Source organism: Paenibacillus sp. Cedars (assembly GCF_003184205.1).
In the GTDB taxonomy this organism is placed as follows: domain Bacteria; phylum Bacillota; class Bacilli; order Paenibacillales; family Paenibacillaceae; genus Paenibacillus_AQ; species Paenibacillus_AQ glucanolyticus.
The window spans coordinates 3,535,981-3,555,353 of sequence record NZ_CP020866.1; the positions used below are offsets into that span (position 1 = coordinate 3,535,981).

Below are 19,373 nucleotides of genomic sequence, written 5' to 3' on the forward strand. Positions count from 1 at the left end.
AAAGGCAAAAAAGAGTCACTCGCGATCGTCCCTTCTGTCTCGGTCCTTTCGGCTCAGAGCAGAATCCAACGTAACCGGCATAACAGTTATGAAGGTGTTCTATAACATGTTTCTTGCAAAACTTGCGCAGAGTGCAATTCGCTGTTCACGATACCGCCTCTGGCTATAGTATAACAAAATGCCGCTGCAATTTCACCATGTTTGATTTACCTGGTATTAAAAAGAATATCTCCAGAATAAACAGGTATCGTCTCATTCTCGTTATTCCGCACCAGCAATGCGCCGTCCTTATTGAGGCCTGTGGCGATTCCAATGAAACTGTCTCGCATCGTCTGGACACGCACCTCCCGACCGATTGAGCCTGACAATGCTTCCCAGAGCGATGAAATCGGTTCAAATCCCTGCTCGTTGTACAGTTCATACAGAACTTCCATCTCCGCCATGATGGTTTGAATCAATTCGGTTCGATTGATGGTTTTACCGCCAGCCATTCGAATCGAGGTTGCAACGTCACGCAGCTCTTCCGGAAAATCCGTCTCCTTCAGATTGGCGCTAATTCCGATTCCTGCCACGCAGTAACGGACTCTTTCATCTTCCGTAGCAGACTCCAGCAGAATCCCGCAAACCTTCTTACCCTGAAACAAAATATCGTTAGGCCACTTGATATCCGTCTTTATTCCAGCGGATTTCATGATGGCTCGGCAAACCGCCACGCCCGTCAGCAAGGTAAGCTGCTGGGTTAAATGCAGCGGCTGTTTCGGCCGTAGTACGAGGCTCATCCATATTCCCTTGCCCCGCGGGGAATGAAATCTCCGCCCCATTCGGCCGCGCCCGCCCGTTTGTTCTTCCGAGATGACTAAAGTGCCTTCCGGTGCTCCCTCTTCAGCCAACTGCCGGGCGTCCTCTTGAGTAGAGGTCGTTCTGTCCAATAACGTTACTTGCTTGCCTAGGATTTTACTGGTCATCCCCGCTTCCAGTTGATCCACACTCAGCTTGTCCGGCGATTCCATCATGCGATAGCCGAGTCTCGGGAGAGCTTCAAAATCATAACCCAAACTTCGCAGTTTATTGATCTGCTTCCATACAGCCGTCCGACTTATGGACAGCTTGCGGCTTATTTCTTCTCCTGACAAAAATTGACCGGAATTCTCCTGAAACATACTCAGCAGCGAATTGTCTTGATCATGATCCTTCATTATTAATTACCACCCGCTTTGCTTCATTAATCAACGATTCCTTATCGTTGTTAATTAGACCTGCCGCCGCCTTCTCCAGCAGTTCCCCGAGAAGTTCGCCAAGCCAGGCTCCACCGCGCTTGTCCAGCGCCAGCAGCAGCTCGCTTCCCGTAATATTCAGATCCTTCAGATTTCGAATCTGAAGCTCCTGCAGCCAGCCCTCAAGCTGCTCCATCACGGCCGGCGATACGGTCGCCGCTCCGGTCCATTCCATAGCCGTCTGCATCTGCAGCCAGCTATGAGCCGCTTCCGCCCCGTGAGCAAGAACAAGCTTGATCCACGTCAGCCTGCCGCTCTGTTTTTCTTTTTCTTTTTCTTTTTCTTCATTGACCTGTGCATATGATTCGTGAAGCGCCAGCAATTTCACAATCGCTTCCCGCTGTTTATTGGAAAATGTCCATGATCTCAGCAGTCTCTCAGCTTCCTGGGCCGAAATGCCGCAGGCAAGCAGCAGCAGCGACCAACGGATGGACGAATGCTCCGGGGCCGTCCGATGGATGGCTTCCATGATAGGAACATCATGCCCCGTGTACGGAAAAGGGGCTTTCATTCGTGAGTAAAGTCCGCTGCGGAGAAACATTTCCAATCCCCGTAATGGGGATGGTCCGGTCATGATTTTCTCAAATTCACTGCGAATTCGCTCCATGGCAATCCAGCTTAGGGTATCTCTCTCCGATAGAATTCCCTTCCAGGTATGCAGGGCAATGGAGAAACCAAACACCGAAGCGAAGCGAATACAGCGAACCATACGCAGCGCATCTTCACGAAAGCGAAGACGGGCATCGCCGACACAGCGAATCACTTGTTTATCAATATCCTCTCGTCCGCCAAACGGATCCACCCAGGAACCGTCGATGCCTCTGGCCATGGCATTCATCGTAAAATCGCGCCGCGTCAAATCTTCCTTCACATCTCGGACAAAAGCGACCTCGGTCGGATGCCGATGATCCTCATACCCGCTCTCCACCCGATAAGTGGTCACTTCGAAAGCCTGACCTTCCATCAGCACTGTAACGGTTCCGTGCTTGATGCCTGTAGGAACCACTTTCGGAAAGACAGAGCAGGTCACTTCCGGCAAGGCCGAGGTCGTAATATCCATATCGCTGACCCTGCGCCCCATGTATTCGTCACGGACACAGCCTCCGACCCAGTATGCTTCATATCCATGCTGAAGCAGAGTGCGGATCACGTCCGCACTCCGCTCAGCCATATTCGGGTCTGCGTTGCGCCATTGTACTGAATTAAACATCTCTGCCATAGTATTCCCGTTCCTTCACCCGAAAAACAACGAGAGGGTAAGCTTAGCCACAGACCGGCTTCAGCTTGCCTACCTCCCGTCCCAACACTCGGTAATATATTTCTTCATATTTGCCGCGGATTAACTCATTACAGAACATTTTGCTGGATCGCTGCAAACATGCTTTCCGCAGACGTTCGCTCAGTGCTTCATCCTTAAATATCTCAAGCACATGCTGAGCCATTGAATGCGTATCTCCGATCGGAGCCAAATATCCTGTCTCACCATGCGTAACCAATTCAGGGATTCCGCCTGCTGTGGAACCCACGGTGGGTACCCCACAAGCCATCGCTTCTAGGGCAACCAGACCGAAACTTTCCTTTTCCGAAGGAAGCAGCAGTACGTCGGCCATGGATATTACGTGGGCAATCTCATCTTGCTTGCCAAGAAAATGGACCTTGCTGCTGAGTCCCAGCTCATTGATACGGCATTGGATCTTCGGCAGCTCAGGCCCTTCACCGACAAGCAGCAGCTTACTTGGGACCTGTTCCTGTACCTGTGCGAATATCTCCAACACGTCGCCTACTCGCTTCACTGGCCGGAAATTAGAGATATGCATCACAATCTTTTCATCCGGATCGGCATAGTCTCTGCGTAGAGACTCCGAATCCCGAGGATAATACACCCTAGGATCAACGAAGTTGTAGGTCAGGTCAACATCCCGGCTTATGTCAAGCAGTTCCCGCGTCTCTCGGATCAGATCCTGAGAAACAGCCGTAACCGCATCACTCTCATTAATCGCGAGCCGGATTAGATCCTTCAGCGATTCATCCTGTGCCAGGACGGTAATATCCGTCCCATGCAAGGTGGTCACGACTTTAAGCTGATCCCCGACCATCTGCTTCGCCAAGAAAGCACATACCGCATGCGGCACCGCATAGTGGACATGAAGGACGTCAAGCTGCTGCATTTTTGCCACCTGCGCCATTTTCGTTGCTAGCGATAGATCATATGGCGGGTACCTAAACACATAATAATCGTTCACTTCAACTTCATGATAAAAAATATTTTTATGAAAAGTCCCTAACCGGAACGGGATGCTATGTGCTATAAAATGAACCTGGTGACCTTGCTCGGCCAGAAGCTTTCCAAGCTCCGTCGCCACCACCCCGGACCCGCCCAATGAAGGATAACAGGTAATTCCGATTTTTAATGGTTGTTGATTCATGTCAGGCCTCCTTTACCTACGCCTCTATATATTATGCCTGCTTGGAGCCGAATAGATGAACAACATATGGACTTTTACAAGCAAAACCTTCTGCATAAGGAATAAGCCTGCGCGCTCCAAGCAACGAATCCCTGGCCCGCACACGCTCTATGTATCCCTCTGTCAAAGGGGTAGAGACTGCATCCTCTTCAGCCTTCTGGAATTGGGAACGGTAACAAGACAAGGCTTGCTCTTTAACTCCGTAATAATCCGTAACGTCAACGACCAAATCCGCTCTTCCTATGTCATTGATGAAATAAAAATAAAGCTCGTCCACTTTGACCGGTGAGTGCTCCGGCATATAGCGTCGAAGTTTTGCATTAAACACCGCTTCTTCTACCAAACGACTGCAGGCCACATGATCGGGATGACGATCTTCCCAATAGGGTGCAAACACAACCGAAGGAGCAAACCTGCGGATTTCTGCTGTCACCAGCTCAATATGCTCAGGTGTGACGAATAAACCTCGATCCGGCAATCCCAGATTCGTACGGACCTTGAGATCCAGCACACTGGCAGCATGATCTGCCTCTGCTTTGCGAATGGAGACCGTTCCATTGGATGACATCTCTGCCTGCGTCAGGTCACAAATCCCGATAGACAGTCCTGCCGCCGCATGCTTCGCAATCGTTCCTGCCATTCCAATCTCGGCATCGTCTGCGTGTGCCCCGAAGATTAAAATATCCAGCTTGCTGTTCATTAGCTGTCCACGCCCGGTTTGTATTTATGCACAAGCTCTCTCCATGCAAAATCCCCGCGGTCCAGCGCTTTGACGAGAATTTCTGCAGTGGCTACATTGGTTGCAAGCGGAATTCCCTGCACGTCGCATAAACGAAGCAGCGCGTTAATGTCCGGCTCATGAGGCTGTGCCATCAAGGGATCGCGAAGAAATATAATTAAATCCATTTCATTATCCGCTACGAGCGCTCCAATCTGCTGGTCGCCGCCAAGCGGGCCCGAAGCAAAGCGATGTATGCTGAGCTGGGTTTGTTCCATAATACGGGTACCTGTCGTGCCTGTGGAGTACAGTTTATGATCTTCAAATACACTTTCATATGCAATAACGAAATTGACCATTTCCTCTTTTTTACGGTCATGAGCGATAAATGCAATATTCATAGTCATTTCTCCCCTATGTTAGTCAATAAAATGATCAAATCCATAGACCAAGCCGGTATAACTCATTACCTTCTCCATTGCCATCTTTACACCTGGCATATAAGCTGCACGCTCATAGGAATCATGACGGATCTTCAGACTTTGACCGTATCCTCCAAAAATAACTTCCTGCTGCGCGAATACACCCGGCAAACGGACGCTGTGTATGCGGAAGCCGTTATAATAACCGCCTCTGGCACCTTCAATTACTTCCTCTTCCTTCGGATTGCCTTGGCGAATTTCCTCACGGTTCTGTGCAATCATTTCTGCTGTTTTTATCGAGGTGCCGGACGGAGCATCCAGCTTCTGGTCGCCATGGGTTTCAATAATCTCAACATGTGGCAAATATTTTGCCGCTTGGGCAGCAAACTTCATCATGAGGATGGCTCCAATGGAGAAGTTCGGGGCAATTAAACCGCCGATATTCTGCCCCGCACACTGCTTGTCCAACTCTTCGATTTGCTCCGGAGTGAAACCGGTTGTGCCGATAATCGGACGCACACCATGCTTAATAGCCAGCGCCGTGTTGCTGTAAGCAAATTGCGGAGTTGTAAAATCAACCATAACATCCGGTCTGGATTCAACCAGCGCCATTTCCAAATCGGATGTTACGCGGATGCCGCAGGCTGGCAGACCAACAAGTGTCCCTGCGTCTGCGCCTGCATCAGATTTTCCTACGGCTGCTACCAGTTCCAGTTCCTCATCACCTAGCACCAGCTTCACAACTTCTTTGCCCATACGGCCGCCGGCACCGACGACCGCTACTTTCATTTTGTTTGCCATCTACATTTCCTCACTTTCAATCCGATGCTGAATCCTGCAAATATGATCTCAAGCGCTGTTTAAGCTCCTCCATAATATACTGAAGACCACTTTCCTGAGGATACAGCGCAATGACTTCTTTAAGCGTGGATATGGCAAGCGCGTGCTCGTCGAGTTCACTATAGACAAGGGCCAGCCATACATACGCCTGAGCATATAAAGGGTCCATCGCTACGGCTGATTTCAGATGCGATATGGCCTGATACAGCTCCGTCTTGGTGACATCCTTGCGGTTCTCCACCATTTTTCGGGCTCGCTGCACCAGTTCTGCAGCCTTAATATGCTGTAAATGAACACCATACTCCGGTTTGTCAGGCTGCAATCTTACGGCTTCTTCCGCGTGAATGATCGCCATATCCAGCTTGTTGCTTCTGCCATAGGTGATGGAGCATCGGTAGTGGACTTCAGCATCTCCGGGATTAGCGGCAATCGCTTGCTCAAACCAACGCAACGCCTCGTCGAAATCATTTTGAAGGATGCATCGATATGCTTTTTGTATATAGCTTTCAGGTTTCACTGGCTGTCCCTCCCCACAGCGGGTTTGGTACAGCATATGTAGCAGCAGCCTAATCGGTGTTTATTTTCGTCCAACGATCGGCATCACGCGTCGAAAATTTATGCATGACTTTATTATGGGCCTCCGCCAGATCAATGCCAAGCGAATTGGCAAAACAGATGGTGATAAACAGGATATCTCCAAGTTCCATTTCAATGGAATTATCCGCTTCATCCGCTTTCTTCGGCTTCTCGCCAAACTGATGATTAACCTCTCTGGCAAGCTCGCCGACCTCTTCCGACATCCGGGCCATCATGGATAAAGGACTGAAATAACCTTCCTTGAACTGTGATATATATCGATCGACTTCCTGCTGCATTTCAGCCATTGATTTTTCCAAGATTCCGATAACTCCCTTCACTGCGCAGTAAGCTTCCAACATGAAGTCTTCAGCAGCTTTCACTTGTCGTCAGGGCGACAGGTTTTAAACCTATGTTATCGTAAAGCCCATTTGAAAACAAATAATTTTTTATTGCTGCAACATTATCGGCACATACTAGTTAGGGATACGAGTTAACCAGACATACGGATACAGTCCACTACAGGAAATTCAGGAGGTCTTATGAGAACACCCATGTTGATGCATCAGCTTCGAACGATGATTCCAATCATCATCGGTTCTGCCATATACGCATTCGGTCTGCTCTATTTCATCATTCCGAATGAACTCATGGAAGGTGGAGTCACCGGTATTACCGTCCTTCTCAATTACGCCTTCAACATTTCCCCGTCCATCTCGACCATGGTATTAAATATTCCGCTATTTTTGGTTGGAATGAAAATCCTCGGAAAGCGCCAGTCCATCTATACGGGTCTCGGTATCGCCTCACTAACCCTGTTCCTCTGGTTATTCGAGATGCTGATCAATCGGGGATATATTGTGCCGTTTCGGACAGAGCATGATTATATTCTCGCGTCTCTCTATGCAGGCGTAACGCTTGGGGCTGGGCTCGGCATTGTGTTTCGATTCGGCGGAACCACCGGCGGCTCCGATATTATCGCCAGAATCATTAATCGCAAGTTCGGCTTCAGCATGGGTCAGATCATACTGTCACTTGATATTTTGATTATCGGGCTTTCGTTATTCTTTATCCCGCTCGAACGGATTTTATATACCCTGGTTGCCGTGTTCATTGCTTCGAAGGTCATCGATTTTATACAGGAGGGTGCCTATGCTGCCAGAGCTTTTACCATCATTAGTGATCATGCCCCCGAGATCGCCGAACGCATCACCATCGATATGGAACGCGGGGTTACGCTTATTCCCGCCATCGGTGTCTACTCCAAACAAGCCAAACATATGGTTTACTGCGTAGTGTCCAGACAGGAGATCCGCCGACTGACCGAAATAGCCAAATCCATTGATCCTCGTGCGTTCATGATCATTAACGATGTCAATGATGTCCATGGGGAAGGATTTAAAGAGGAATAGCCCGGTTTGCACCGGGCTGCTTCGAACTCATATCATATGTTGCTTACAATTTACGCGGAAACATCGGTTTAGAGCTATACTGCTGACCGCGATATTTGCGATAGCCAACAAACGTTAAAGCTGCCAGGATGAAGGCACCGATGACCAGCTGCCATATCCAAGGCTCCCTAACCTCTGCCAGAGGAGCAAGGGCCGGCTCATCCTTCTTCTTGCCAAACAGCATATTCATCATTTCCTCGCCCTGCGGCAGCACTCTTTGTACTTCGGATGTTTCTCCAGAGGTCACCAGACCACCCGCATAGGAAATCCAGGATTCAATCATGTTCACATCCTCAGGCTTTCGCTGAATAACGATGGACGGGCGTATGAGCTCATAATGTTCTTCCAGGCTGTCGTAAGCCCTTTTCATGCCGGGTTTATCCTGCTGCGCGGCATACTGCCCCATTACTCTAAGATCTTCACGAATCACCTTGAAGTACTGGAGCCATAATGCATCCCTCGAATGAATCAAGCTGTCTGATGCCATGCGGAGTTTACCTGCAGACCTCATCCAGTGCTGAGGTTCCTGCACGGCTCTTGCAGTAGCTTCTTTCATCTCCAAAATGCTCTCGGCCAGTGCATGAATACCTTCAACTCCGGTCAATCCCTGAAATGAGGAAGCTTCAAAAAGGCTGGATACCCGGCGGGTATCCTCAAGCACGGCTTGTACATTGCCTTCCTCCACATGACGGTACAGCTGCTCTACTTCCTTATTCAGCGCTTTGGCCTGAATGGAAGCAGCGGGCGAGTTTTCCGTATCTCCACTCACGGGATCAGCCCATATAGGATCACTGATGCTGATGGCATGCAGCAGCAATAGTGCAGACAGGACCAGCAGGAGCTTGCGAAAGGTTCGAAACATGGGACATCCCTCCTACCGTATATGTATGGCAGAAGGGATGTGCATAGAACTGTATTGCCGAATTGGCTATAGTCGATTGGAATTACCGTATTTCATGAATATCCAGGCAGCAAAGCCGCTAGAAAGAGTCAGGAGGTAGGTAAAGAGCTCTACAGCGGAAAGATCATCATATAACTCCCCCGGCAGCCAAGGAAACACTCCATAAGTATAATCCACTGTATCATTCAATAGAGTCCATGCGATGGCCCCGGTAAGCGCTGTCCAGCGGTAATGAAACAACCGGACAAACAGCAGCGCCTCCACCGCCATCGCCGTATGCGAGGCAACCAGCATCCAATCCTGCCATGCCAGCACATCCCCTTGGGCTTGTCCTGCAAATATGATGGCAACTGCCCATACCCCGTACTTCACTGAGGTAACAACGGCCAATGCCTCAATGAACTGCTGAAACAAGGCACTGCCCAATCGCTTAGGCGGGTATAGAAGCAGCAGTACTGCCAAACAGAAGAACAAACTCGCCGTCGGACTGTCCGGTACAAATATGACCTGCCATATGTAGCCGTGGTTCACCGTGTCAACCATTTGACCACCGTACCATATGTATCCATAAATCGTTCCAAGTGCATTGCATATGAACAATAACCACAGAATCGATCGCTTACTTAAAAATTCCCGGCTCCACAGATGTGAAATTGACAAACTCCGTCCTCCTTGTCTCATATGACTGTATTCTAATTACATAGCTACAGCCGATTATACCTAAACGCCCGATACATTTCATCTAAACCCTTCCTATTTAAAAAAACCTGACCGCATCAGCGGTCAGGTTCTTCTGTATATCATTACTCTCCAGCTGCTTCTGCTTTCTGGCTTGCAAGCCATTCAGCCAACTGATCAAGCTCTGCTTCGGTTACACCAGCACTTAAAGCCTGGTCTTTCATTCGAGGCATAGTACCTTGGCCATTTTCAATGATAGCCATGATCTCTTCCTTGGTGTGGGTATCCCCAACACCGCGAAGCGATGGACCGGATGCCCCTTTCAGATCTGCAGCATGACAGGTGATGCATGTAGCTGTCTTAAAGGTTTCCATTGCCGGATTATCCTTGTCCACAATCGCTACAATACTATCTTCCGACTGCTTGCCGCTGGTTGTCGGCAGTCCCGCTGCATGTTTCTCTTCTGCTTCTTCTTCCCGCTGAATATGCTCAGGCTTCTGTCCCGTAGCTTCCAACTCATGCACATAGTGCGTCCATGCTGCATTCGTCAGATAAATGACGGCAAACAACGACAGAATCATAAGTGCCGAAGTAATCGGCCTTTTGTAGAAGCGCCGTTCTTTCCCTGTATCAAGGAAAGGAACCAGCAGCAATGCACCGAAGGCGACCCCTGAAACCCCAATTGTACCTAGAACGACATAATCACCGGAAGCGTAAGGAAGCTTCAAGTATTCATACAAGAACAGGAAGTACCAGTCCGGCATCGGGATTACAGAAGCCCCCGGATCTGCCGGATAACCAAGCGGAGCCGGTTCCGAGATGGTCAGCACAAGAAATCCGACCAACACAACGACCCCAACCATCCATTCCTTCAGCAAGAAGTTAGGAATGAACGCTTCTGATTTACCGGGATAAGCGGTGTAATCCGGCGGAGTAACCCATCCGCTGCCTTTTTTCACACGCGAATCGCCGACAAAAACTACTTTCTCATCAGATTTATGACCATGTGCCATAAATATGCGCCTCCCTTCTTCTTATAGTGGACCGGAAATACCTTGTCGGCGGATCATAATAAAGTGTCCTACCAATAGGGCAAGAAGGACAGCCGGAAGGAAGAATACGTGAATAGCGAAGAAACGTGTTAGCGTTTCGGCACCAACAATCGTACCGCCCTGCAGCAATTCTTTAATGATTGGTCCAAGCCAAGGTACGGAGTTCGCAATCTCCAATGTAACTTTTGTAGCGAAGTAAGCTTTGTTATCCCATGGCAGCAGGTAACCTGTCAGACCAAGACCGAGCATAACAAAGAAAATGAGCATGCCGACTACCCAGTTCATTTCACGCGGCGCTTTGTAAGAGCCTGTGAAGAACACGCGCATCGTATGCAGGAACATCATTACGATTACCAAGCTTGCGCCCCAGTGATGCATACCGCGGACAATCTGTCCAAAAGCAACCTGTGTTTGCAGGTACTCGACACTGTTGTAAGCGTTTATGATATCGGGCACATAATACATCGTCAGGAACATCCCCGACAGAATCTGGATGACTGTGATAAAAAACGTCAAGCCGCCGAAACAGTACACAAACGCGGAGAAATGATGCGCCGGGTTTACGTGTTCCGGTACCTCGTGGTCTGCAACGTCTCTCCAAATCGGCGTGATATCGAGACGTTCATCAATCCAGTTGTAGACATTCTTCAACATCTGAATCTACGCCTCCTATTTAACTACGGTATTTGGCACGATGGCGCCGAGGTAAATCCAGCCGTTATCAATTTTCGTCTCGTACTGGTCAAGCGGCTTCGGCGCAACTGCAAGATTCTTACCGTCCGGTGTATAACGTGCACCGTGGCAAGGGCAGTGGTACTCATCCGGGAAATTCTTGTTGTTATTCCATCCAACAAGGCATCCCAAATGCTTACAAATTGGTGAAAGCGCTACAATCTCACCTTGATCGTTCTTACGAATCCACGCCGTCAAAGTGGCTGTACTGTTGTACCAGCCGTCCTGCTGTTTGAGTTCAAAATGGAATTCTTGTGGATCGTTGGTAATTTTGCTCTCTTCCGCTACCTTTACAAAAGATCCTTCTTCTTTATTCTGAAGAATCGGATCAACGGCAAAGCGAAGCATTGGCAAAACTACCCCAGCAGCCATATAAGCTGTGGCACCGCCCAACGTGTATGTAAGAAATTGTCTGCGGGACATCTCTTTCAGACGGGGTGGATTGTGCGATTCTTCATGCTCGTCATTGTGGTTGCTGCTCATTCTGTGTTCAACCCCCTTTGTCAACCGTTCTTAAGTGTCATCAATGATCAAAATCACACGACTTACTAGGACATACTAATAATATATTAGGCACCCAAGACCGTCAAGAATTTGAACCCCAAATTTGGGTTCGCTTCCAATAGCCCTTTCATAAATTGTTGGTTTTTTGTCACATTTCGATACGGCTTTCCTGCTGCCACATTTCACTGATTTGTTCGGAAACAACGGCCGCCAAGGGGGTATCTCCATTGTCTTCAAACCTGCGCTGGGACAGCACCAGCGAACTTTCAGGCACATCCTCTTCAGAAAGCTCACGATCGGCTGTCATGACAACAACGTATTTGAACCCGATGGATTTGACATTGTGACAAACTTCATTTAGAAGCTTTATATCTTCAGTCTTTCCATATTGTATGGCTGGATATGTAACCAATCTGCCCTTAAACGGAATTTCTGCCAAATCCATAAAATCCCGAAGCCGCTCCAGTGCAGCAGTCACTTCCCACGGCGACTCCAAACCTGATAATCCGGTATACGGAATGAGGCAGGTATCATAGAAAGGCTTCAGTTCCTCCCAAGTTTGCTCGTCCACTTCACTAAATTTCATGCAGGGTACATCCTTTCTGCTCACTCATTATGATTTTTCTTCATTATAAGAGTGAATCTGCAGTAAGGCAAAAAAAAGAAGAAATGCGATAAAGCATTTCTTCAATTCAAAGTCCTCAGTTCATCCGTCAGGTTTCGGAAAGCCACTTCGTCGCCGGAAGCCAGCGCTTCGTCAATTTCTTTATACAGCTCTTCACTCCGATGCTTGCGCAATGCTTCGTCCCACACCATCTCGGCCGCCAGACCTAACATAACCTCGTAAGTAACCTTCATCTTATCCATTAGGATGCACCTCCAAACTAAATTTGCATATAGCTTATATTCTTTCCCATTAATTGCTTTACTCTCATAAAATCATTTTGGCTGTTTCGACTACCTAACCATGCTAGAGGATCAAATCGTTCGAATCGCTGATATGTATACTGGCTTCCGCAGCCTTTAAGCCAAGCGCGGTCATTTTGTACGAAGTTCCCATCGTTTGGCTCTCCCCTATACGGATCATCCCTAAATGCATCAGCATACGGATAATCCGATGCTCGAGCATATTTTGCGGACTATCATAATAGAAAGGACGGATTAGCCAACCCAGCGATTCATAAAGAGATGCAGCTGTAACCCAATCTCTTGCACATTGACTGATCCAGTACACAAGAGAAGTGATATTGGGAATTGCGCCCTTATACAGTCTTAACCAAAAGCGGAATATCTGTATCACGCTAACTTGATTTCCTTCCTCAATAAACGAAGTTCCGCTTTCCGTCAAGATTAACCGTGCATTGCTTTCCGTGATCCATTTTCTTGCGTAAGCATAATCGTACAGCAGTGCAAATCGATCGGGATATTCAATGCAGGATCGGCCGTACCCAAAGCGCCATGCACCTTTCGTGATCAGCGGCTCCGTAATATGCAGCGTGCTCATCAGCTGCTGCTGGTTCCGCCTGTACATAAACCCTTCCTGATTCAATTCAATATCATGTCCACCGACATACTTAAGAATCAGCATCAAATCTTCCGCGGCCAGTCCCTGCTCGTCCCGATATACTTCCGGATCATCCGTCAATCGCTGCAGGTTTTCATGGAGACGTTCACGAAGCACGTCCCGAAAGCGCTCCTTCAAATCCGAAGGTACTTGAAACAAATATTTGGTGGAGTGGGTAAAACCGTTAAACAGCCACCCGCTTCGGCGATAGCGTGCAACAGCCTCACGCGGACTTTCCGTTTTCTCGGAAGCCTTCTTTTTCACAGGGGCCTTTGCACCCTTCTCTTCCACATCCGCCGTAAGGCGTATCGCAGCAGTCAATTCTTCCAGGCTGTAGCCTGTTCGAGTGTCAAAGACCAGGTTGTTCAGGAAACGCAAATCGCTTGGTGTCAAGCTGCTAACCTGCTCCTCGAAGAACTCTCTTCTTCCGAGCTTGGACAGGATGCTCTGAATCAACTCATGCTTCGAATTTCTCTTGGCGTCACAATCGTAATGATTCGCTATATTGCTAAGCTGTCCAATATCGGCATATGTGAGCATATCCGCTAGATTCATCTTCCATCGCCTCGCCGTTTTACAACCATTATGGGAAGGTTTTGAACATTTGATACCTGTTTGCTTCAGTTTACGAAATTATTTTTTTGTATATAAAAATGACTATGCTCTCTTATATAATGATAGAATGCCTATAGAGTCAAAATATAACATTTATGAAGCGCTCATCTAATAAAATGAAATGCTCGTTGATATGAAAGTGATTTTCAAAATTCAGGAAGGGGAATTATTGTGAGAACACCAGAGCATGAAATATAACTTGGCGCCCATAGAATTCGAGGGCCTCCATATCCAAAGCAATTTCAGATGCAGTTACAACTCATTATAAATTGTTATGGAGGTTGTCAAACCATGATTAAAGACAGACAGTTTATGGCCTATATCCAAGAAGTGGATCAGCATTTTTCTGGATGGGACTTTTCACATATCACGGCTTCAGGACGCATGCAGTCGCAGCTTCTTCCCTGGTCCTTGGGCAGTTTGGTCATTCCCTTGTTGCGGAATGCCAATACGCTGCTGGACATGGGTACGGGCGGTGGGGAGTTCTTATCCTCTCTTCAGCCCTTGCCACAGTCCGTCTACGCAACTGAAGGATATAAGCCTAATGTACCGGTGGCGAAGAAGCAGCTCGAGCCGCTGGGGGTAAAGGTTGTGTATTTCGAAGACGATGCTTCCCTTCCTTTAAAAGATCATTATTTTGATCTGATCATCAATCAGCATGAATCCTATTCCGTCACGGAGCTGCGGAGAATTTTGAACGATCGCGGTATATTCATAACCCAGCAATCCGGGGGAACGGATTGCGCAGGAATCAACGAAATGTTTGGAGTCCCGCTGAATGAAGAGTTCGCTCATTGGAATCTGGAAACGGCGATGAAAGAGCTGCTCGATCATCGTTTTAACATCACTCTCAGCCGGGAAGACTTCCCGCTGCAGCGATTTTATGACATCGGTGCGCTGGTGTATTACCTGAAAGCCATTCCGTGGCAGATCCCTGATTTCACCGTGGAACGCTACCTGGAGCCGTTGCATCGAATCCATCTTGTCATCCAGTCCAAGGGCTACTTCGAGGTTCAGCAGCATCGATTCATCGTGAAAGCAGAAGTTTAAACGACAGTCCTTATAATAAAGAGGAGCCTCCCCCGGGGAAGGCTCCTCTTTATTATAATTCAATGTACTTACGACTGCTTTGTCAGCAAATGCTTGGTACAGTTAAAGAGAAGGGGCGACCAATCATCGTCTTTTCTCTCCAGGACGGTGAGCGACAAATTGCCAATGCGTTCACTCAGAACACCACGACATACCAGTTTGTACAATTGCGCCAAAAAACCGCCATGACTGACAACCAGAATGTTTGCATCCGGATGCTTATGCCACATATCGTCAAGGAAAACAAGCCCCCTCGACTGCAGCTCAATGTCTGATTCCTGCCCTAAATCCTGCAGATGCCAGTCGGCACCGAACCTGGATTCACGTTCTTCCGCTGTTAAACCCTCCACCTGTCCGTATCTGCGCTCACGCAAACGGTTATCCGGTGGTGCCAATGGAATATTCAGCATGGATGAGATGATCTTCGCCGTCTCCTCGGCACGGGAGAGACCGCTGCTAATCGCAAAATCCCATCGATAGGACTCCTGCAGGAGTCTTTCCCCTAGCAAACGCGCTTGATTACGACCTTCCTCGTTAAGTGGAATGTCCGTTTGGCCTTGTATTTTGCCTACAGCATTCCAATCTGTTAAACCGTGACGAACCAAGCCGATCTGCATGCCACATCTCCTCCATCCTCATGTATTTTATCTTCTCACCCGATTTAATCTCTTCAGGAAAAACAAGGCGAAGCCGATTCCCAGCAGGGACAGGATCATCCAGTATTCTGGCTGAGTTGGGCTCATATCAACCACAAAAGGATCAATAATTCCGCTGTTGGTTTTCGGAATGTTGTAATCGTCCTGAGCAGCCAGGCCTTGGGCTGTGTCAGCCACTCCCGTAGGCATTATTCCTGTAGTTACCGCTTCCGGTACGGGCTCCGGCTGATTGCCCATCGTTGCAAAATAGACAAAGCTGCAAACAAACAATGCCAGAAACCCTGCAATCATTAGAGTCAACCGTTTACGAGAAACCCGGCTTACCGCGCGGCTCTTGGATGTTTCCTCCACCAGCCACGGGAAATCACGATAGATCCGGTCCATTACATTGCGGTTGATTTGGTCAGCGTCCATATCCGGAATTTCATGCTCCAACGCATGGACCAGATCTTGACTCTCCACCCACATTTCGTACTCCTCTGCACATGAACTGCAGGTTTGAACATGTGCTTTCAGCCGTTGTCGCCGCAGATCATTGTCAGGCAAATCCCAGACACTTTCCATCAGCTCTTGGGCTTCATCGCAAGTCATCTGCTCTTCATCCCTCTCAGATCCTCAAAAACCGGCTCATGAAAATAAGGTTCGAGCTGAATTTTGACACTGCCACGGGCTCTGAACAACAACGATTTGACCGAGCTGACACTCTGACCCAAAATATCCGCGATTTCTTGATAATCCAGTTGATCGTACTCCCGAAGAATCAGTGCCGATCTTTGTTTCTCCGGCAAATTATTAATAGCTTCTCTTACCATATGTACTCGTTCGCTTCGCAGAATCGCCTGTTCCGGAGCAACCTCCAGCGGAGCCACCGGAACGACTCCACTCTCCTCTAGCGGCAATGTGCCGCTGCGATGCTTGCGGAGCTCGCTGAGCACGGTGTTCCGTGCAATGGTATAGAGCCATGTTGAGAAGGATGCATCTACTTCTCGGAATGAATGCAAGCTTCGGAAAGCCTTGTAAAATGTTTCCGAGCATAAATCCTCAGCCATAAGCTCCATGTGCGAGCTTTTTAACATATGATAGACAAATGCTAATATTTTCCTCTGATAACGTCGCATTAATTCGGAATAAAGTTCGGTATTGCCTTGCTTGATTTCCTGGATCAATTGGGAATCCGTCATATGATTTTTCGTTCCTCCTTCACCCACCGGTGCCTCTTCCTTGTCCTGTACTTGTTCAAGGATGCAAAATCAAGGATTTGCAAAAGTACCGTCAAACCATATATAGTTACGCCTCATGTTGTCTGACTATTCTATGTATTTGGCAATTTCCCCAAATCTTCTACACTAGTACTCTAGCATTATAGCACAATTTGGAGAAAAGTTCAGGTTTGTGCCAGGAGGTTTACCACGGCTAGGAAAATAGACAAAAAAAATCCGCCTTCAAATTTGAAGGCGGTTGCACAAAGTGCAATATTTTGGATAGGAGTGGAGAGAAACCATACTGTACTCTTATTATATGTATACGTTTACATTTTGTCAACACATTAAACACATTTATTTCCGGTTGTTTTAAACAACCGGAAATATCACTGGTAAACCGAATGTCCTTGCGATATCAGCAGCTCTTTAGCACGCTCCTGTTCCATTTCATTGCGGAAGGAAAGTCTCATAACGCCCGGAACATCTTCCCGGCTCTCGATAATCTGCATGTTGCTGAGGTTAATGCGGTTTGTTCCCAAATCAGTTGCGATTCGACCGATGATCCCTGGATGGTCAGGTACGTCAAGATACAAATCGTACCGGGATACAATCATACCCTTACGTCTCTCAGGAAGCACACTGCGGAACTCCCCCGCTCTGCGGAAAGCCTCTTCGATAGCAGGTCCGTCTTGATTCTCCAGCATATCCATAAACCGCTGAATTCCTTCATTCCAGTCCCGAAGTAAAGGAAGCATTACATTGCGATTGTTTAATAAAATATCCCGCCAAACCACGGGATCACTGGATGCAATTCGGGTAATATCCCGGAAGCCACCTGCAGCAAGTGTGCGGTACAGCGGATTCTCCTCATTATAGGAGCTGATTTGGTTCACCAAAGCCACTGCGATCACATGGGGCAGGTGACTGATCGCCCCTACAATCTCATCATGCAGTCTCGGCTCTACCTTTACAATATGCGCCCGTGTATGAGCAAGAAGCTCCACAAGAGTATCCAGCTTCTCCTGAGGCACTTGATCTGGAGGGGTGAGGACATAATAAGCATTCTCGAACAAAACCGTCGAAGCAGCACCTACACCGGATCGCTCCGAGCCAGCCATTGGGTGTCCTCCGATAAAGCAAGCTTCCTTAAGTGTTAGCTGTGCTGCACATTCCGCAATGCTGGCTTTTGTACTGCCTACATCTGTGATAATGCACCCGGGTTTAAGCGGCAATTCGCTTAAACGCTTTATATATGTCTCCAGGCTGCCTACAGGAACGCACAGGAATATCACATCCGCATCCTGGGCTGCTTCTTCTATCGATAGGGTGACCTTGTCAACAACGGACTTGGCCGTAACCTGATCGGCATATTCCTGGGTGTGGGCATAACCCGTAACGGTTATGCCTGGTTTTCCTTTGAAGCATAATGCTAACGAACCGCCGATCAAGCCGACGCCAAAAATAGAAATGTGCATTGTCATGTTCTCTCTCTCACTCGTTTCAAGCTGCGATTATTTGTGGTGTCATTCGATCAGGCTGGAGAATTCACTTCGTGGAGCACTTGCTCCAAAGCGCCGATAAAAGCCTTGTTCTGTTCCTCGGAACCTACGGTTACGCGAATGTAGCTCGGGTAGACCTCAAATCCCGGTCGCACGATAATGCCTTTGCTAAGCAGTGATTTGAACACTTCGGTACCCGGATTCTGTACATCCACCATGATGAAATTACCGTTCGCAGGGAAGTAGGACAGCCCGAGGCGATCGAATTGCTGCTGAATAAACGTAATGCCTTCGGCATTCCGCTGGCGGCATTTGGCAACAAACTCCTGATCCTTCAGAGCAGCTTTCGCGGCTACTTGGGCAAGGCGACCTGTGTTAAATGGCTCGCGTACCCGGTTAATCAGGGAGATAACTTCCTGTTGACCGATGCCGTAACCGATGCGAAGCGCTGCCAATCCGTATATTTTGGAGAAGGTACGCAGAATAACCAGATTAGGATAGCGTTCCATCAGCTTGATGCTGGCTGGATAAGAAGCGTCCGTAACATATTCATAATAAGCTTCATCCAGTACAACCATTACGTGGGCAGGAACCTCATCCAGGAAGGATACCAGTTCACTCTCGGATACGATGGTTCCCGTAGGGTTATTCGGGTTGCACACCCATATTATTTTCGTTTTGTCCGTAATGACATTGACCATGCCCGGAAGATCATGCTTCCCGTTGATCAGCGGTACCTCAATGCTCACGGCACCTTCAATGTCTGCATTGGTTTTATACACGGAGAAGGTCTGATCCGCCATAATGGTCTCATCCCCCGGCTCCAGGAACGCTCGAATAATGAGAGCAATAATCTCGTCGGATCCGCATCCGAAAATAATTTGACTGCGTTCAATTGCCAGCTGGTCAGCAAGCTCTGCCGTTAAATCAGCCGCGCTTCCGTCCGGATACAAGCTGAGTGTTCCCAGTTCAGCGGTGATCGCTTCGGTTGCCCGCGGCGAGCAGCCATAAGGGTTCTCATTGGAGGCCAATTTAATGACAACATCAAGTCCTAATTCTTTTTTCACCTCTTCAATCGGCTTGCCCGGTTGATATACAGGAAGATTTACAATTTGCGCTTTTGGTTTCATTCGAT

Annotated in this window: 23 protein-coding genes; 2 read left to right on the forward strand and 21 right to left on the reverse strand. The window is 48.2% G+C overall.

Annotated features, from left to right (window positions below; translation table 11 throughout):
* Positions 1 to 206: 206 nt before the first annotated feature.
* From B9D94_RS17795 to B9D94_RS17830, 8 genes are read right to left on the reverse strand one after another with little or no spacing between them, the layout of a single operon-like run.
* The gene (locus tag B9D94_RS17795; protein ID WP_148247635.1) at positions 207 to 1,196 is read right to left on the reverse strand and encodes a biotin--[acetyl-CoA-carboxylase] ligase; all 990 of its coding nucleotides are present in this window, start codon (positions 1,194 to 1,196) and stop codon (positions 207 to 209) included.
* Entirely contained in the window at positions 1,183 to 2,493 is a 1,311-nt protein-coding gene (locus tag B9D94_RS17800) for a CCA tRNA nucleotidyltransferase (RefSeq protein WP_148247636.1), read from the reverse strand. The genes B9D94_RS17795 and B9D94_RS17800 overlap by 14 nt, the downstream gene beginning before the upstream one ends.
* A 43-nt stretch (positions 2,494 to 2,536) precedes the next feature.
* Complete coding sequence (bshA, locus tag B9D94_RS17805; protein ID WP_006209510.1) at positions 2,537 to 3,700, reverse strand: N-acetyl-alpha-D-glucosaminyl L-malate synthase BshA; 1,164 nt, start codon at positions 3,698 to 3,700, stop codon at positions 2,537 to 2,539.
* Between the two features lie 31 nt (positions 3,701 to 3,731).
* A complete protein-coding gene (gene bshB1 / locus B9D94_RS17810; protein WP_063479190.1) occupies positions 3,732 to 4,439 on the reverse strand; it encodes a bacillithiol biosynthesis deacetylase BshB1 in 708 nt (235 codons plus the stop codon).
* Positions 4,439 to 4,858 (reverse strand): methylglyoxal synthase, encoded by a 420-nt coding sequence (gene mgsA / locus B9D94_RS17815; protein WP_006209508.1) that lies wholly within the window; start codon positions 4,856 to 4,858, stop codon positions 4,439 to 4,441. Before mgsA ends, bshB1 begins: the two co-directional genes overlap by 1 nt.
* An 18-nt stretch (positions 4,859 to 4,876) precedes the next feature.
* Positions 4,877 to 5,680 (reverse strand): 4-hydroxy-tetrahydrodipicolinate reductase, encoded by an 804-nt coding sequence (gene dapB / locus B9D94_RS17820; protein WP_148247637.1) that lies wholly within the window; start codon positions 5,678 to 5,680, stop codon positions 4,877 to 4,879.
* 16 nt (positions 5,681 to 5,696) lie between these two features.
* Complete coding sequence (locus B9D94_RS17825) at positions 5,697 to 6,236, reverse strand: tetratricopeptide repeat protein (protein WP_063479188.1); 540 nt, start codon at positions 6,234 to 6,236, stop codon at positions 5,697 to 5,699.
* A 49-nt stretch (positions 6,237 to 6,285) separates the two neighbouring features.
* A complete protein-coding gene (locus B9D94_RS17830; protein WP_036637038.1) occupies positions 6,286 to 6,615 on the reverse strand; it encodes a nucleotide pyrophosphohydrolase in 330 nt (109 codons plus the stop codon).
* 222 nt (positions 6,616 to 6,837) lie between these two features.
* On the opposite strand from B9D94_RS17830, the gene B9D94_RS17835 reads away from it, so the two are divergent.
* Positions 6,838 to 7,707 (forward strand): YitT family protein, encoded by an 870-nt coding sequence (locus B9D94_RS17835; protein ID WP_148247638.1) that lies wholly within the window; start codon positions 6,838 to 6,840, stop codon positions 7,705 to 7,707.
* A gap of 43 nt (positions 7,708 to 7,750) precedes the next feature.
* Here the strand turns inward: B9D94_RS17835 and B9D94_RS17840 are convergent, their stop codons facing one another.
* The 8 genes from B9D94_RS17840 to B9D94_RS17875 form a co-directional block, all read right to left on the reverse strand.
* Positions 7,751 to 8,608, reverse strand: a complete 858-nt coding sequence (locus B9D94_RS17840; RefSeq protein ID WP_148247639.1) for a sporulation protein YpjB — start codon at positions 8,606 to 8,608, stop codon at positions 7,751 to 7,753.
* 66 nt (positions 8,609 to 8,674) lie between these two features.
* Positions 8,675 to 9,307 (reverse strand): DUF1405 domain-containing protein, encoded by a 633-nt coding sequence (locus B9D94_RS17845; protein WP_148247640.1) that lies wholly within the window; start codon positions 9,305 to 9,307, stop codon positions 8,675 to 8,677.
* A gap of 143 nt (positions 9,308 to 9,450) precedes the next feature.
* Complete coding sequence (locus B9D94_RS17850) at positions 9,451 to 10,338, reverse strand: menaquinol-cytochrome c reductase cytochrome b/c subunit (RefSeq protein WP_148247641.1); 888 nt, start codon at positions 10,336 to 10,338, stop codon at positions 9,451 to 9,453.
* A gap of 21 nt (positions 10,339 to 10,359) precedes the next feature.
* The gene (gene qcrB / locus B9D94_RS17855; protein ID WP_006209500.1) at positions 10,360 to 11,031 is read right to left on the reverse strand and encodes a menaquinol-cytochrome c reductase cytochrome b subunit; all 672 of its coding nucleotides are present in this window, start codon (positions 11,029 to 11,031) and stop codon (positions 10,360 to 10,362) included.
* A 15-nt stretch (positions 11,032 to 11,046) separates the two neighbouring features.
* Positions 11,047 to 11,592, reverse strand: coding sequence for a Rieske (2Fe-2S) protein (locus B9D94_RS17860; RefSeq protein ID WP_006209499.1), 546 nt, complete (start codon positions 11,590 to 11,592; stop codon positions 11,047 to 11,049).
* A 169-nt stretch (positions 11,593 to 11,761) separates the two neighbouring features.
* Positions 11,762 to 12,199 (reverse strand): DUF2487 family protein, encoded by a 438-nt coding sequence (locus B9D94_RS17865; protein ID WP_148247642.1) that lies wholly within the window; start codon positions 12,197 to 12,199, stop codon positions 11,762 to 11,764.
* A 101-nt stretch (positions 12,200 to 12,300) separates the two neighbouring features.
* A complete protein-coding gene (locus B9D94_RS17870) occupies positions 12,301 to 12,480 on the reverse strand; it encodes an IDEAL domain-containing protein (RefSeq protein ID WP_006209497.1) in 180 nt (59 codons plus the stop codon).
* A 103-nt stretch (positions 12,481 to 12,583) separates the two neighbouring features.
* Positions 12,584 to 13,732: a hypothetical protein gene (locus B9D94_RS17875; protein ID WP_036636868.1), complete on the reverse strand. Its 1,149-nt coding sequence runs from the start codon at positions 13,730 to 13,732 to the stop codon at positions 12,584 to 12,586.
* A gap of 351 nt (positions 13,733 to 14,083) precedes the next feature.
* Here B9D94_RS17875 and B9D94_RS17880 point away from each other — a divergent pair, with 351 nt between their 5' ends.
* Positions 14,084 to 14,842 carry a class I SAM-dependent methyltransferase gene (locus tag B9D94_RS17880; protein WP_006209495.1) on the forward strand — a complete coding sequence of 253 codons (759 nt, stop codon included), beginning with the start codon at positions 14,084 to 14,086 and terminating at the stop codon, positions 14,840 to 14,842.
* A 68-nt stretch (positions 14,843 to 14,910) separates the two neighbouring features.
* Here B9D94_RS17880 and B9D94_RS17885 read toward each other — a convergent pair whose 3' ends face one another.
* From B9D94_RS17885 to hisC, 5 genes are all read right to left on the reverse strand, one after another.
* Positions 14,911 to 15,498, reverse strand: a complete 588-nt coding sequence (locus tag B9D94_RS17885; RefSeq protein ID WP_063479184.1) for a histidine phosphatase family protein — start codon at positions 15,496 to 15,498, stop codon at positions 14,911 to 14,913.
* Between the two features lie 27 nt (positions 15,499 to 15,525).
* Entirely contained in the window at positions 15,526 to 16,128 is a 603-nt protein-coding gene (locus B9D94_RS17890; RefSeq protein WP_063479183.1) for an anti-sigma factor family protein, read from the reverse strand.
* Positions 16,125 to 16,718 (reverse strand): RNA polymerase sigma factor, encoded by a 594-nt coding sequence (locus tag B9D94_RS17895; protein WP_006209491.1) that lies wholly within the window; start codon positions 16,716 to 16,718, stop codon positions 16,125 to 16,127. The genes B9D94_RS17890 and B9D94_RS17895 overlap by 4 nt, the downstream gene beginning before the upstream one ends.
* A gap of 407 nt (positions 16,719 to 17,125) precedes the next feature.
* Positions 17,126 to 18,214, reverse strand: coding sequence for a prephenate dehydrogenase (locus B9D94_RS17900; protein WP_172964061.1), 1,089 nt, complete (start codon positions 18,212 to 18,214; stop codon positions 17,126 to 17,128).
* A 56-nt stretch (positions 18,215 to 18,270) separates the two neighbouring features.
* Positions 18,271 to 19,368, reverse strand: coding sequence for a histidinol-phosphate transaminase (hisC, locus tag B9D94_RS17905; RefSeq protein ID WP_148247644.1), 1,098 nt, complete (start codon positions 19,366 to 19,368; stop codon positions 18,271 to 18,273).
* Positions 19,369 to 19,373 lie beyond the last annotated feature (5 nt).